The organism is Flavobacterium daemonense (genome assembly GCF_007341385.1).
GTDB classification, from domain to species: Bacteria; Bacteroidota; Bacteroidia; order Flavobacteriales; family Flavobacteriaceae; genus Flavobacterium; species Flavobacterium daemonense.
In genome coordinates, this window is the sequence record NZ_VJYD01000005.1 from 46,813 (window position 1) to 60,657 (window position 13,845).

Annotated in this window: 17 protein-coding genes; 13 read left to right on the forward strand and 4 right to left on the reverse strand. The window is 33.8% G+C overall.

All coding sequences use genetic code 11. From position 1 onward, the window contains the following. Positions 1–14: 14 nt before the first annotated feature. Positions 15–743: a phosphoglycerol geranylgeranyltransferase gene (locus FND99_RS08185; protein WP_144337485.1), complete on the reverse strand. Its 729-nt coding sequence runs from the start codon at positions 741–743 to the stop codon at positions 15–17. Positions 744–836: 93 nt separating this feature from the next. On the opposite strand from FND99_RS08185, the gene FND99_RS08190 reads away from it, so the two are divergent. The 3 genes from FND99_RS08190 (at position 837) to FND99_RS08200 (ending at position 2,197) form a co-directional block, all read left to right on the forward strand. Next, positions 837–1,433: a Crp/Fnr family transcriptional regulator gene (locus FND99_RS08190; RefSeq protein WP_144337486.1), complete on the forward strand. Its 597-nt coding sequence runs from the start codon at positions 837–839 to the stop codon at positions 1,431–1,433. A gap of 81 nt (positions 1,434–1,514) precedes the next feature. After that, positions 1,515–1,802, forward strand: coding sequence for a hypothetical protein (locus tag FND99_RS08195; RefSeq protein ID WP_144337487.1), 288 nt, complete (start codon positions 1,515–1,517; stop codon positions 1,800–1,802). Beyond that, positions 1,799–2,197, forward strand: coding sequence for a group III truncated hemoglobin (locus FND99_RS08200; RefSeq protein WP_144337488.1), 399 nt, complete (start codon positions 1,799–1,801; stop codon positions 2,195–2,197). The genes FND99_RS08195 and FND99_RS08200 overlap by 4 nt, the downstream gene beginning before the upstream one ends. Before the next feature lie 99 nt (positions 2,198–2,296). On the opposite strand, the gene FND99_RS08205 is transcribed toward FND99_RS08200, so the two are convergent. Then, positions 2,297–2,947: a 4'-phosphopantetheinyl transferase family protein gene (locus tag FND99_RS08205; RefSeq protein WP_144337489.1), complete on the reverse strand. Its 651-nt coding sequence runs from the start codon at positions 2,945–2,947 to the stop codon at positions 2,297–2,299. 314 nt (positions 2,948–3,261) lie between these two features. Here FND99_RS08205 and ahcY point away from each other — a divergent pair, with 314 nt between their 5' ends. The 9 genes from ahcY (at position 3,262) to FND99_RS08250 (ending at position 12,152) form a co-directional block, all read left to right on the forward strand. Then, entirely contained in the window at positions 3,262–4,578 is a 1,317-nt protein-coding gene (gene ahcY, locus FND99_RS08210) for an adenosylhomocysteinase (protein WP_144337490.1), read from the forward strand. Between the two features lie 190 nt (positions 4,579–4,768). Then, complete coding sequence (locus FND99_RS08215) at positions 4,769–7,087, forward strand: patatin-like phospholipase family protein (RefSeq protein WP_144337491.1); 2,319 nt, start codon at positions 4,769–4,771, stop codon at positions 7,085–7,087. A 148-nt stretch (positions 7,088–7,235) separates the two neighbouring features. Further along, positions 7,236–7,568: a DMT family transporter gene (locus FND99_RS08220; RefSeq protein WP_144337492.1), complete on the forward strand. Its 333-nt coding sequence runs from the start codon at positions 7,236–7,238 to the stop codon at positions 7,566–7,568. 41 nt (positions 7,569–7,609) lie between these two features. Continuing rightward, positions 7,610–8,569: a Fic family protein gene (locus FND99_RS08225; protein WP_144337493.1), complete on the forward strand. Its 960-nt coding sequence runs from the start codon at positions 7,610–7,612 to the stop codon at positions 8,567–8,569. Positions 8,570–8,596: 27 nt separating this feature from the next. Beyond that, positions 8,597–9,058, forward strand: a complete 462-nt coding sequence (locus FND99_RS08230) for a GNAT family N-acetyltransferase (RefSeq protein ID WP_144337494.1) — start codon at positions 8,597–8,599, stop codon at positions 9,056–9,058. Between the two features lie 265 nt (positions 9,059–9,323). Then, positions 9,324–10,166: a bifunctional helix-turn-helix domain-containing protein/methylated-DNA--[protein]-cysteine S-methyltransferase gene (locus tag FND99_RS08235; RefSeq protein WP_144337495.1), complete on the forward strand. Its 843-nt coding sequence runs from the start codon at positions 9,324–9,326 to the stop codon at positions 10,164–10,166. Positions 10,167–10,334: 168 nt separating this feature from the next. Next, the gene (locus tag FND99_RS08240; protein WP_144337496.1) at positions 10,335–11,048 is read left to right on the forward strand and encodes a 2OG-Fe(II) oxygenase; all 714 of its coding nucleotides are present in this window, start codon (positions 10,335–10,337) and stop codon (positions 11,046–11,048) included. 263 nt (positions 11,049–11,311) lie between these two features. Continuing rightward, the gene (locus FND99_RS08245; protein ID WP_144337497.1) at positions 11,312–11,557 is read left to right on the forward strand and encodes an Ada metal-binding domain-containing protein; all 246 of its coding nucleotides are present in this window, start codon (positions 11,312–11,314) and stop codon (positions 11,555–11,557) included. After that, positions 11,544–12,152 (forward strand): alpha-ketoglutarate-dependent dioxygenase AlkB family protein, encoded by a 609-nt coding sequence (locus tag FND99_RS08250; protein WP_144337498.1) that lies wholly within the window; start codon positions 11,544–11,546, stop codon positions 12,150–12,152. Before FND99_RS08245 ends, FND99_RS08250 begins: the two co-directional genes overlap by 14 nt. Position 12,153: 1 nt before the next feature. Here FND99_RS08250 and FND99_RS08255 read toward each other — a convergent pair whose 3' ends face one another. Together FND99_RS08255 and FND99_RS08260 are read right to left on the reverse strand one after the other, a co-directional pair. Then, on the reverse strand, positions 12,154–12,477 hold the full coding sequence (locus FND99_RS08255) for an MmcQ/YjbR family DNA-binding protein (RefSeq protein WP_144337499.1): 324 nt from the start codon (positions 12,475–12,477) through the stop codon (positions 12,154–12,156). A gap of 31 nt (positions 12,478–12,508) precedes the next feature. Further along, the gene (locus FND99_RS08260; protein ID WP_144337712.1) at positions 12,509–13,264 is read right to left on the reverse strand and encodes an NUDIX hydrolase; all 756 of its coding nucleotides are present in this window, start codon (positions 13,262–13,264) and stop codon (positions 12,509–12,511) included. Between the two features lie 293 nt (positions 13,265–13,557). Here FND99_RS08260 and FND99_RS08265 point away from each other — a divergent pair, with 293 nt between their 5' ends. After that, a complete protein-coding gene (locus FND99_RS08265; RefSeq protein ID WP_144337500.1) occupies positions 13,558–13,815 on the forward strand; it encodes a hypothetical protein in 258 nt (85 codons plus the stop codon). Positions 13,816–13,845 lie beyond the last annotated feature (30 nt).

The window sequence follows — 13,845 nt, forward strand, 5'->3', positions numbered from 1 at the left end:
TTTGGGTTGGCTATTTATTGTTCAAAAAAATGGCTGTCGTTTTCAAAAGCAGTTCCAATAACTACTAAATCAGCGCCAGCTTTATATGCATTTTGAATTCCGTGCAAATCTACAATTCCTCCTCCAACAATTATAGGAATTTCGATATTTTGCGCAATTAACTGTATCATTTTCAATGGAACGGCATTTTTAGCACCGCTGCCGGCTTCTAAATACATTAATTTATTCCCTAGCATTTCTCCCGCTTGTGCTGTAGCCAAAACCAAATCAAAATTTTCACGATTAAGCGGTTTGGTTTTACTTACACGTGCGACTGCAGTTTCATTACCACTTTCAATCAAAATATAACCAGTTGAAATAACTTCGAGATTTGTTTTTTTAAGAATTGGCGCCGCCTGAACCTGATATTCAATTAAATAATCTGGATTTCTTCCTGATAATAAAGACAAAAACAAAATCGCATCGGCTTGAGGTGAAATCTGTGACGGATCACCTGGAAAAATAACGACTGGCAAATTTGTTTTTTCTTTTAACTGCGCAATTAATTCTTCTAAAATTGATGTTTCAACAATACTTCCGCCTACAAAAATATGCGTTGCAGGAGATTGATTTATTTTGAGTACTAAATGATCTAGGTTTTCCAGTACAATTTTATCTGGATCTAATAAAATGGCCAGCAATTTTTGCCCATTTTTCTTAGCATCTAAAATCTGCTGGTGTATATTGAGTAATTTTTGCTCCATAATGGGCGTAAAAGTAAAAAGTTTTTGACGTAGAAGAACTATCTCGAATGAATTATATTTGTACAACCGTCACTGCTAACTGATGAAAATAGTATGATTGCAGCTTCATTATTAAAAAAATATGGTGCCTCGAAAAAATCCTTCGGAAAAAATGAAATTATTTTTGAAGAAGGAAATCTGCCAGCGCACTATTACCAAATTATTTCGGGCGAAATCAAAATGAGCAATTACAATGATGACGGACGTGAATTTATTCAAGGTATATTCTATAAAGAGCAGTCTTTTGGAGAACCACCATTATTTTTAAATCAAAAATATCCGGCCAATGCAATTGCTGTCGAAGATTCTGAACTTTTTGTTCTGTCAAAATCTAACTTCATGAAATTGCTTGAAGAAAATCCGATTATAAGTATCAAAATAATAGAAAACCTTGCACAGCGATTGTATTATAAATCGGTCATGGCTGCCGAAATTTCGACTCACGAACCAGAACATCGTGTTTTAAAATTAATCGATCACGGAATTGCTTATTTTAATTTTCAGAAAGATAAAAATGGTTATCTCATTAATTTCACCCGACAACAAATAGGCGATTTAACTGGTTTGCGCGTAGAAACCGTTATCAGAGCAATAAAAAACTTGGAAAAAAAAGGCGAATTGCAGATCATAAACCGAAAAGTATATCGATAAAAAAGTTCTTATTTTATGATTTTAGTCATAAAACCGAGCAGTATTGTGCTTGTACCTTTGTATTTATAAAAACACAATATCATGACACTATATCAATCAACATTCGACATTTTCAATAGAAATTATATGGGTTCTGCTGCGATGGCAGTAATTGGACAAAGCTGTTTAGGAGGCGCTGCGGCAATGTATGTTTTATCTAACGGAACTTCGATTCCTCAAATGATTCAACTTGCAATTATTGTTCTGGCTTGTGTCTTTGCAAACACTTCTATTTTAGCACAAATGAAACATAAAGTGATTTTTAATTTTATTATTCTGAGTGCTCTCTTAAGTATATTTTTTATCGTTTTAAATAGTTTTATTCTGTGAAAAAGCAAATAGAAAACAGAGATGACATCTCATTTTTAGTACATCAGTTCTATGCTAAAATAAGAGCCGATAAAGAAATCGGCTTTTATTTTAACGAAATGATTCAGGATTGGAATGCGCATCTCGAAAAACTCACTGATTTTTGGGAAATGAATTTATTTGGTGTAAAAAAATATAACGGAAATCCAATTGCGGTTCACAATAAAGTTGATGAACATTTTGGAGATAAAATCACAGCAAATGAATTCGGAATTTGGCTGAATTATTGGGCGCAGACTTTAGACGAACATTTTGAAGGCGAGAATGTTGAAACACTAAAAAGACGTGCTAGAAAGATGAGTACGTTTTTGTATATGAGCATGTTTGAACATCGAAAAAAAGAAAACGAGATTTAATGTCATTGCGAGGAACAAAGCAACCTCGCTATGATTGATCTAGCAAATGAGATTGCTTCGTTCCTCGCAATGACTTATTGCTACGGTTATCTAATAAATTCACTTTTCAAAAGCATAAACCAAAGTAAACTTACCTTCAAAATTATCTGATTTAACTTCTTGGTAATGCACATCAAAATCTTTCACCAAAGCATCAAAATGAAGACTTGCCTGTGTTTGAGATTTATCTAAAGAAAAATCTTCAACTTGAATATGATCTTTAAAACTGATTCCTTTTTCATTTCTGATTTTAAAGATGGCTTCTTTCGCTCCCCAGATTACGGTAAGTTTTTTTATGTATTCTTCTGTAAATTCTGGTTTTAAATAATTGCATTCGTAGTCGGTAAATTTATCGGCAATTCTCTGAATTTTTTCGCGCTGTAACTCCATGTCAATTCCAATCTTTTCATGGCTGATAATAATAGCCGCAAAATGATAGGAATGTGTAATCGATATATGATGATGGCAATCAAAATAAGGTTTACCGAATTCGTCGTAATGCAAATCTTTATCTGTAAAACCCATTTCCTGAATCAGCATTCGAACACTTAAAAAAGCACGCTGATGCATTTGCGATTTCATTCCGTCCAGCCTTTTTTGTGTTTTTTCTTTTAAAGTTACACGGCTATACAATTCCTCAAAAGATTCGGTTATTTCCCAAATTAAAATTTTAGTAGTTTCATTGAATTGTATGGTCTGAAATAAAGGCATTTTTAAAATTGTGAATGGTGAATGGTTAATTATAAATTATTAGGGTGGCATATTTAAACCATATAAGTTATTTAAGGAAATATAACTTTGGGGCAAAAAAAATGTACTAGTAAATATAAGCAATTCGCAACAAAGGTAATAGTTTCAGAATCTTTTTTAAATGAACTTATATCACTTATAAGGTTAAAATCATTTCACAAACTAATGTTCTAAAGATTAAGAAATTAAAGATTTCACAAATCTGAGAGAAATTAGTAAAATTCAAAAGCTATTCCTTAAATTTGCAAAAATTTTACAATACAAATATACTATAAATGAGTACAACGACTACGCCATATGTGGCTTTCAAAGTAAAAGACATTTCTCTAGCGGCTTGGGGAAGAAAAGAAATTGAACTAGCTGAAGCTGAAATGCCAGGTTTAATGGCGCTTCGTGCTGAATATAAAGACGAACAACCTCTTAAAGGTGCTCGTATCGCTGGATGTTTACACATGACTATTCAAACTGCAGTTTTAATCGAGACTTTAATTGCTCTTGGTGCTGAAGTTACTTGGTCTTCTTGCAATATTTTCTCTACTCAAGATCAGGCTGCTGCTGCTATTGCTGCTGCTGGAATTCAGGTTTATGCTTGGAAAGGTCTTGACGAACAATCATTTGACTGGTGTATTGAGCAAACTTTATTCTTTGGTGAAGACAGAAAACCATTGAACATGATTCTTGATGATGGTGGAGATTTAACTAACATGGTTATTGATCGTTACCCAGAATTAGTTCCTGGAATTAAAGGTCTTTCTGAAGAGACTACAACTGGTGTTCACAGACTTTACGAAAGAGTAAAAGCTGGAACTTTGCCAATGCCTGCAATCAATATTAATGACTCTGTTACTAAATCTAAATTTGATAACAAATACGGATGTAAAGAATCTGCTGTAGATGCTGTACGTCGTGCAACTGACTTAATGTTGGCTGGAAAAAGAGTTGTAGTTTGTGGATACGGTGACGTTGGAAAAGGAACTGCTGCTTCTTTCAGAGGTGCTGGTTCTATTGTAACTGTTACTGAAATCGATCCAATTTGTGCTTTACAAGCTGCAATGGACGGTTATGAAGTTAAAAAATTAAACACTGTAATTGCTAATGCTGATATCATCATTACAACTACAGGAAACAAAGATATCGTTCTTGGAGAGCACTTCGAGCAAATGAAAGATAAAACTGTTGTTTGTAACATTGGTCACTTCGATAACGAAATTGATATGGCTTGGTTAAACAAAAACCACGGTGCTTCTAAAATCGAAATCAAACCTCAGGTTGACAAATACAACATCAACGGTAAAGATATCATTATCTTGGCTGAAGGTCGTTTAGTAAACCTTGGTTGTGCTACAGGTCACCCAAGTTTTGTAATGAGTAACTCATTTACAAACCAAACTTTGGCACAAATTGAATTATGGAACAACAGTGCAGCTTACAAAAATGAAGTTTATATGTTGCCAAAACATTTAGATGAAAAAGTTGCTGCTTTGCACTTAGCTAAATTAGGAGTTGAATTGGAAACTTTACGTGACGATCAGGCTGCTTATATTGGTGTTCCAGTTGAAGGTCCATTCAAACCAGAGTACTACAGATACTAATTATTTAAGATTGTAGATCTTAGATTTAATTACATATTCAAACCCGACAGGTTTTAAAAACCTGTCGGGTTTTCTGTTTTTATGCTTTGGACAAAACATTTTTAGCAAAAAATTGCAGGTTTATAAATATCTGCTTACTTTTAATAACCAGAATAAGAATCTATTTCTCAAATACTTAAACAGTACACACTTGAAAAAAACATCTTATTTACTCGTCTTCCTATTTTTATTAAGTCTTCCGCACCTTATTTTTTCTCAGGAAAAAAAACCTAAAGTCGTTTTGGTACTAAGTGGAGGTGGCGCAAAAGGAATTGCACATATTCCGCTTTTACAGAAACTTGATTCCCTGCATATTGTTCCAGATCTTATTGTTGGAAACAGTATGGGAAGCATCATTGGCGGTTTATACGCCATGGGATATTCTGGCGACAGTATCGAAAAAATTACTAAAAATATTTATTGGGACAAACTCCTCGGCGGAGGCCAATCATTGCGATCGGTAAGTGCTGAGGAAAAACGAGAATTTCAAAGATATTTGGTCGGAATTGGTGTCAAAGACGGAAAACTCAACAGCATCGGTTCTCTTTTAAATGATCAAAATTTAAGAGAATACCTTTCAGAATTAACTTATCCTGTTTATAATGTCAGAGATTTTGACAGTCTTCCCATTCCTTTTAGAGCTATGGCTACCGACTTGGTCGAAGGAAGAGAAGTTATTTTAAGCAAAGGAAGCTTAGCTTATGCCATGCGGGCCAGTATGTCATTGCCTGCTATTTTCAAGCCAATGCCTTACGAAAAATCAGTATTAGTAGATGGCGGAGTATTAAACAATTTCCCTACTGATGTTGCCCAACAAATGGGAGCTGACATTATTATTGGAAGTGACGTTGGTGGCGGATTGGAACCAATAGACAAACTGAACAATGTTATGACAATATTGATGCAGACCAGTATGTTTCCGAGCAACATTAAGAATCCTGCCAATCGTGATCGTTGTACAATATTAGTTGACCACTTGCCCAACCTGCGTTTCTCAACCGCCGATTTTGCAGATAGCGACGAAATCTACAAAGACGGTAAAATAGCAACCAATCAAAATCTTCCGGCTTTGATTGCATTAGCTGAAAAACTAAAAGGTTTTCCACAACGAACGCATGCATTGCCCGATATGCCTAAAGAATTTGTGCTCGATACTATCGTTTATAAAAAAATAAGCCCTGAAAATATGCCTTTGGTAGTTGGAAGAGCAAACCTAAAAACGCACGTAAAATACACGACCAAAGACTTAATTGCCGGAATCAACAGAGCAATGGGAACCAATCTTTTTGATGAGATTACCTACAGTTATTTTACCAATAGCGAAGGTAAACTCGGAATCACTTTATTCGGATTTGAGCGTGCCAAAAATCAGCTCAACACATCTGTACATTATGACACTTATAGAGGTGTTGGAATTATTTTTAATTATACCGGCCGAAATGTTCTCGCAGATGCCTCTCGTCTTCTTTTAACGGTAGATATTGCCGAACAGCCAAAAGCAAGAATCAATTATCAGAAAAATTTTGGACAGCACAGAGAATGGTGGTGGGGATCTGAGGCATATGGCGCCTTGCTTCGCCAAGAAATTTATATCGATGGAAAAGCATCAGACAATATACTTTATAATGCATTTGAATTGAACAATGAAGTAAATAGAAATATAAATTCGCTGAAAAGTTATGTAGGTTTTGGCTTAAACTATGCATACACTAACCTAAAACCCAAATATGATCGTGAATATAATCCAAACTCTGTCAGTATAAACAACTATAGTTTTAACAATATCGAATTCAACATGCATTATTCGTTTAATGACATGGATAGAGTTTTTTTTGCTACAAACGGAACTATTATGAAAGCAAGCATCGCGCGGTCGTTTCTGACAGATGTTGACGCTTCTTTTACTGACCCTGATTTAACACGTATTTCAGGCTCAACAAACGGTTATACGAAATTTGGTTTTGGTTATGAAAGGAGAGCACTCTTAAAAAAGAAAATCACCGGAATTGTAGGTTTTGATTCGTATTTTATATTTCAGGATAAACTGAAAGGAGATCAAATTGATTTTTCAGGATTTGGTTATGCCTCAAAATATTTTCTTGGGGGAATTATTCCGAGTTCTGGCAGTAATCGCTTCTCATTTGCTGGCCTGCATGAAGACGAACTCAATGTAACGCAATATATGGGTCTCCGACTCGGTTCTCAAATAAATATAACCGGAAAAATTTACCTTACTCCTCATTTTAATATTGCAACTGTAGGATTTGATACTTTTGACGATTATATCAAACATGCTTTTAACCCAAAAGGAAATTGGGACGAAAATATTGACCCAAGCCTCGTAATATCTGGAGGAGCCGCGATTTCTTATCAATCCATTCTTGGACCAATCCATTTTGACACTTCATGGATAAATAATATCGACAAAGTGAGGTTGTTTTTTAGCGTAGGTTTGTCGCTCAATCCTTAGAAGATTTTAAAATCTATGATCTAACATAAGAAACCCGACAGGTTTTTAAAACCTGTCGGGTTTGTCATGCTAAATCGACTATCAACTTACTTCTAGCTTTTCACATCTTGCTTCAAAACATTGGCTAACTTTGTAAAAAACACAAACTATGAAGAATTTTATATTTTTATTCGTTGCAATAATTTTCGAAATCATAGCAACTTCGGCATTAAAAAAATCTTCAGAATTCACCAAGCTAATTCCGAGTATCATTACCATTATTGGCTATTGTGGTGCATTTTATTGTTTGAGTTTTGCTATTCGAACAATTCCTGTTGGATTTGCTTATGCCATTTGGTCTGGCGTCGGCATTGTTTTAATTACTGCAATTGGCGCCATATTCTTCAAAGAAATACCAGATTTACCTGCAATAATTGGACTAAGTTTAATTGTAATAGGTGTTATTATAATTAATGTTTTTTCTAAAACTGTGGCACATTAAATCAAAAAGAATTATTTTTGATAGTATCAAATGATACTATCATGAAGCCTCCTTACGATATTACTCCTGTCACATTAAAACTTATAAGTTCCATCTCTGAAAAAATTGGAGCTTTGAATGCTGCATATCTTGACAAGCATTCTCCAAAACTAAGAAAGCAGAACAGAATCAAAACAATACATTCTTCATTACAAATTGAAGGAAACACTTTAACAGAAGAACAAATAACTGCCTTAATTGAGAACAAGAGAGTAATTGGTCCTCAAAAAGATGTATTAGAAGTTTTAAATGCAATAAAGGTTTACGAAGATTTAGAAAAATACAAATCAACTTCCTCTGAAAGCTTTTTAAATGCGCATAAACTATTAATGAAGGATTTAATTCTTGATGCTGGAAAATACAGGAAACAAGGGGTTGGAATCGTAAAAGGAACAAAAGTTGCGCATATAGCTCCACCATATGAGAACGTCCCTTTTTTAATGAATGATTTATTCGAATATTTAAAAAACAAAGACGAACTAACCCTAATAAAAAGCTGCGTCTTTCACTATGAAATGGAATTTATTCATCCTTTTTTGGATGGAAACGGTAGGATGGGAAGATTTTGGCAGACTGTTATTTTAATGGAAGAATATCCTGTTTTTGAATTTTTACCTTTTGAAACACTAATAAGCAAAACTCAAGACAGTTATTACAAATCCCTCGCAATAAGTGATAGCACAGGTAAATCAACTCACTTTATTGAGTATATGTTAGATGTCATAAATAAATCATTAGAAAACTTGCTTAATTATAATAACAGAACAATAAAAGACATTGACAGGTTAGAGTATTTTTATTCTCTTGGAATTAAGGAATTTACAAGAAAGGATTATATGCATGTTTTTAAGGATATTTCAGCGCCTACTGCTAGTCGAGATTTGAAAAAAGGAGTTGTACTGAAGCTTTTTGAAATTACTGGAAATCAGAGCACTGCCAAATATACCTTAATTAAATCTTAGTTTTGTTTTAGTTAAAAAACATAAAGCATGAATTTCAAAAAAGCCACAATCTCCGATCTTCCAGAAATGAAAGAATTGTTCATACAAACTATTCAATCAGTTTGTAAAAACGATTACAATCCTGAACAAATCAATGTATGGGTTTCTGGTGCAAAAATTACACAGCGATGGATTGATGTTGTTGAAAAACAGTTTGTTTTACTCGCCATAATTGAAAACAAAATCGCTGGATTCGGGACATTAAAAGATGGAAATTATATTGATTTCTTTTTCATTCACAAAGATTTTCAAAGACAAGGAATTGCGAATAAAATCTTCGCCGAATTAGAACTTGAAGCTAAAAAACATCATTCAAAAATTATTACTTCTGACGTAAGCATAACCGCAAAACCCTTTTTTGAAAAGAAAGGATTTGTTGTAAAAGCAGAACAAAAAAATATAGTACAAGACGTTGAAATTATTAATTATAAAATGGAAAAAGAATTATAACGAATAATATAATCTCGCAAAGACGCAGAGTCGCAAAGTTTGCTTTAAGTTTTCAATCTTTATAGAATTACTTTACGGTCCTTCGACTTCGCTCAGGATGACAATATTTTGAAAAAAACTTTGCGACTCTGCGTCTTTGCGAGATTAAAAACATGCGATCTTTGCGCAAATCCTAGCGCACTTTGCGGTTAAAAAAAACACAGCAAGTTTCGGATTTTATGCCATCAAAAACCAATCGATCTTTGCCTTATAAAATGGAAGAAAAATGAACACACAAGAAACCATTAATTATAATCGTATTGCTGAAGCTATCGATTATATCAAAGCAAATTTTAAAGATCAACCCAATCTTGACGAGGTTGCGGAGAAAGTGCATTTGAGTCCGTTTCATTTTCAGAGGCTTTTTAGCGATTGGGCAGGCACAAGTCCGAAGAAATTTTTGCAATATACAAGTATTGAACACGCGAAGAAACTCCTCAAAGAAAATCAGGCAACGATTTCAGAAACGGCTTTCGAAACGGGACTTTCGGGCACCAGCCGACTTCACGATTTATTTGTTAATATCGAAGGAATGACACCGGCAGAATATAAAAACGGCGGAAAAAATCTTGAAATTAATTACAGTTTTGCCGAAAGTCCGTTTGGTAATATAATTGTCGCATCAACTCAAAAAGGCGTTTGTTTTATGGCTTTCGCCGAGGAAGAAGAAATTGGATTTCAGGATTTGAAACATAAATTCCCAAACGCTCAATTTTCTAAAAAATTAGATTTGGCGCAACAAAATGCACTTTTTATTTTCCAAAATGACTGGAGCAAATTATCGGAAATTAAACTCCACTTAAAAGGCACCGATTTTCAATTAAAAGTCTGGGAAACTCTTTTAAAAATTCCAATGGGGCAACTTTCTACTTATGGCGACATTGCACAAAAAATCGAAAAGCCAAATGCCTCACGAGCTGTTGGTACAGCTATTGGTAGTAATCCAGTTGCGTTTTTAATTCCGTGTCATCGCGTTATTCAGTCAACCGGAATCTTTGGTGGCTACATGTGGGGAAATACGAGAAAAACCGCAATAATTGGCTGGGAAGGCGCGCAGGTAAATCTATAAGTTTTTCTGCCACGACTCGAGCGATAGCGAGCAGGCGAAGCAATTCACGAATTATTTTTTAAATACTTCATCTAATATTATTCGAATTAATTCGAATAAATAATCGCATAGATTTTAAAAAATAATTCGTGAATTCGTGGCGAAAAAAAAACTCAATCTAAAATTATTATGCAAAATATACAACAAAAAATTGCTTCTCAAAATTGGGAAAGCATTACCGAATCTATGCACGAAAATGGCTTTGCAATAATTCCAAATTTACTAAATAACGAACATTGCGAAGATTTAAAATTCGATTATGACAATCCGCATTTATACAGAAAAACAGTTGTCATGGAACGTTATCGTTTTGGCTTGGGCGAATACAAATATTTCAATTATCCACTTCCTGATTTGATTCAAGAAATCCGAACTTCGATTTATCCAAAATTGGCTCCAATTGCAAATTCATGGATGAAGGTTTTAAATATCAATACTATTTTCCCTGAAAAACATCAAGATTTATTAAAACAATGCCACGAAAATAACCAACTCAAAGCAACGGTTTTAATTTTGAAATATGGCAAAAGCGGTTTCAATACTTTGCACCAAGATTTATACGGCGATGTCTATTTTCCAATTCAAATTGTGCTTTTCTTGAGCGAACCAGAAGAAGATTTTACTGGAGGCGAATTTGTATTGACGCAACAAACACCAAGAGCACAATCAAAAGCAATTGTATTGAAACCTAAAAAGGGAGATGTTCTAATTTTTACAACTAATTTCAGGCCTTTAAAAGGTACGAAAGGATATTATCGCGTGAATATGAAACATGGGGTAAGCGAGATTCATTCGGGTGAGCGATGTACATTGGGAATTATATTTCATGATGCACTGACCTAGTTTAATCTCGCAAAGTCGCGAAGGCGCAAAGTCTTTTTCTCATTTTATGTCATTTCGCCGAAGGAGAAATCTCCACAAGTAACTCCGCAACGAGAATCTAATCTTTGTCGAGCTCCTCGCGAAGATTTCTCCTTCGTCGAAATGACAAACTGCATGGGAACTTTGTCAAAAAAACTTTGCGCCTTCGCGACTTTGCGAGAGATTCACCCATATGATAGACGCAATGAATTGCGTCTCTACAATAAAAAACATCTAATAAATAAATGACAAAACATCATGAAATATCCGATTCAGATCTTCGTATTAAAATTAAAAATGCAGAAATTTGCTTTGGTGGAAACCAAAAATTAAAAATCTACGGAACACCAAAATGTTCATCAGGAAAAAGAATGAAACGTGAAAATCGGGTTTTCTTTTTATCTGAAAATGATGCAAAACAAAACGGTTTTAGACCTTGCGGAAATTGCATGAAAACCGAATACTTAAAATGGAAAAATGGACTTATTTAATCCTGAAACAGACGAAAATACCAATTTGCTTCCGAAAGATGGAACTGTAAATTATTACGGAAAATTATTTTCTAGAACTGAAGCCGATTTTTATCGTGATACTTTATTAAATACGATCGATTGGAAAAATGACGAAGCAATAATTTTTGGAAAATTAATTGTAACCAAACGAAAAGTGGCTTGGTATGGCGATCAGGAATTTGAATATACCTACTCCAACACCACAAAAAAAGCGTTGCCGTGGACACCGGAATTATTAAAATTAAAAACTATAATTGAAGAAAAAACAGGAGAAACCTTCAATTCCTGTCTGCTTAATTTGTATCATTCTGGCGAAGAAGGAATGGCGTGGCACAGCGATGCCGAAAAAGATTTGAAAAAAAATGGCGCAATTGGTTCACTCAGTTTTGGTGCAGAACGCAAATTTGCTTTTAAACACAAAGAAACAAAAGAAACCGTTTCTTTAATTTTAGAACATGGAAGTTTATTGGTTATGAAAGATGAAACGCAAACGCATTGGCTTCATCGATTGCCTCCAACAAAAACAACTCAAAAACCCAGAGTAAACTTGACTTTTAGAACTATTGTTCGATAAATTATTTCTTCTTTTTTGGAGCCACATTTTGGTAGGAAAGATTTAAAGCATCTTCAAACATCTCGGGTCTAACTCTTGAAAGTTCGACAATTGTCCAACCTTGTTTTCCCCATTTATTCGGAATTGGATAAAAAATCATTTCGCTTGATGCACAAAAAACAGATTGATCGATTTCGTTTAATTTTAAAACAGCGTGATTATTTTTTTCGTCAAAAGTGGCAAATATTTTTTTGTTGACACGAAAAGATGTTTTCTCGAAGTGTGGATCTTCGGTTGCATTTTCAAACGATAAGGCTAATTTTCTAAAAGCTTCTATTGTAACCATAGCCCCTCTTTTTAAAGTTAAATTATAAGTTTTACCAACCTTGATTTAATCCATTTTTCAAGACTTCATCGTATTTTTCTTTATCGAAAGAATATAAATTTGGTGCTTTGTGTGCAACGTTGCTTTTCTTTTCGTCGAGTTTTTTCAATATGCCGATATTGGTTATTTTTCTGAGAAAATTTCGTCGATCGAGTTTTTTGTCCAAGATCGTTTCATATAATTTTTGAAGTTCTGGCATTGTGAATTTCTCAGGAAGTAAATTATAGCCAATTGGCATTAAATTCAATTCGGTTCTTAAAGTGTCGAGTGCTTTCTCCAGGATTTCTTTGTGATCTAAAATAAGTTCTGGCACTTCTTTATGATCAATCCATTCAACGATTTCATTTTCGTTTGAAGGTTTTGGAATGATTTTCAAAAAATCAACCAAAGCATAATAGCCAATTGTAACAAAACGGCGCAAGAGCCATTTACCTTTTGCTTCTTCAACTTGTAAATATTCTAAAACCTTTTCATCAAAATGCTGATCGTTTCGATTTACTTTTCCAAAAGTCGCAAATTGTCTTAAAAAAATGCCATCAACTCCAGTTCGATCGTTTAAAACAGTAACTGCCGCCGTATCGATATCTTCATCAATTGGAATAAATCCTCCGGGCAAAGACCATTTGGAATTTCGCTGTACTTTTATCAGCAAAACCTTGAGCTGATTATCATGAAAGCCAAAAATGACACAATCAATCGACAGTCCGGGCTGATAATTTTGATTATTCTCTATAATATCTTTTAGCATTTTTGACATTTGATCGCGCCTTTTTCTTTATTAAATAACCCTGCAATTTACTTTATTTTTATAAAAACAAAGTAATTTAGAGATTATAATGACAAAATCGGCTATTGTTAAATAAGTGTGGCTATCACAATTTTAACTTAAAATTAAAATCAAATATAAAAAAAATAAGTACATTGCGTCATAATAACACATTTAAATAAATTTGTTATTATTTTAAATAAAAAGTAAGAAATTTACGATGCAAACTATATATTTGCATCTTCCTATTTAGTCAGAAAATCAATGTGAGCGATATGAGTACTAATCCATTAAAAGAAATAAATAAAAAAATAAGAACCAAAATCTGGACTTCTTTCGGGTTTGTTTCGAAAACTTATTTATTAGAAGAATCAATAAAATACAGCCAACAGCAAGAAAAAATTTTCAACGAAATGATTGTTGAAACTGAGGCGAAAGACAAAAAAGCAAAACGCGAAGCTTTTGACAAAGCATTATATGCGTCGTATAAAGGAATTGGCGCTATGGATTTTATAAATACTGTTTTGAAATAATTTCAAAACCCTTTATAAAATCCATAACGC

Coding starts and splice junctions, on each gene's coding strand:
- FND99_RS08185 (WP_144337485.1), bottom strand. CDS start 743: ATGGAGCAAAAATTACTCAATATACACCAGCAGATTTTAGATGCTAAG.
- FND99_RS08190 (WP_144337486.1), top strand. CDS start 837: ATGATTGCAGCTTCATTATTAAAAAAATATGGTGCCTCGAAAAAATCC.
- FND99_RS08195 (WP_144337487.1), top strand. CDS start 1,515: ATGACACTATATCAATCAACATTCGACATTTTCAATAGAAATTATATG.
- FND99_RS08205 (WP_144337489.1), bottom strand. CDS start 2,947: ATGCCTTTATTTCAGACCATACAATTCAATGAAACTACTAAAATTTTA.
- ahcY (WP_144337490.1), top strand. CDS start 3,262: ATGAGTACAACGACTACGCCATATGTGGCTTTCAAAGTAAAAGACATT.
- FND99_RS08220 (WP_144337492.1), top strand. CDS start 7,236: ATGAAGAATTTTATATTTTTATTCGTTGCAATAATTTTCGAAATCATA.
- FND99_RS08225 (WP_144337493.1), top strand. CDS start 7,610: ATGAAGCCTCCTTACGATATTACTCCTGTCACATTAAAACTTATAAGT.
- FND99_RS08230 (WP_144337494.1), top strand. CDS start 8,597: ATGAATTTCAAAAAAGCCACAATCTCCGATCTTCCAGAAATGAAAGAA.
- FND99_RS08235 (WP_144337495.1), top strand. CDS start 9,324: ATGAACACACAAGAAACCATTAATTATAATCGTATTGCTGAAGCTATC.
- FND99_RS08240 (WP_144337496.1), top strand. CDS start 10,335: ATGCAAAATATACAACAAAAAATTGCTTCTCAAAATTGGGAAAGCATT.
- FND99_RS08245 (WP_144337497.1), top strand. CDS start 11,312: ATGACAAAACATCATGAAATATCCGATTCAGATCTTCGTATTAAAATT.
- FND99_RS08250 (WP_144337498.1), top strand. CDS start 11,544: ATGGACTTATTTAATCCTGAAACAGACGAAAATACCAATTTGCTTCCG.
- FND99_RS08255 (WP_144337499.1), bottom strand. CDS start 12,477: ATGGTTACAATAGAAGCTTTTAGAAAATTAGCCTTATCGTTTGAAAAT.
- FND99_RS08260 (WP_144337712.1), bottom strand. CDS start 13,264: ATGCTAAAAGATATTATAGAGAATAATCAAAATTATCAGCCCGGACTG.
- FND99_RS08265 (WP_144337500.1), top strand. CDS start 13,558: ATGAGTACTAATCCATTAAAAGAAATAAATAAAAAAATAAGAACCAAA.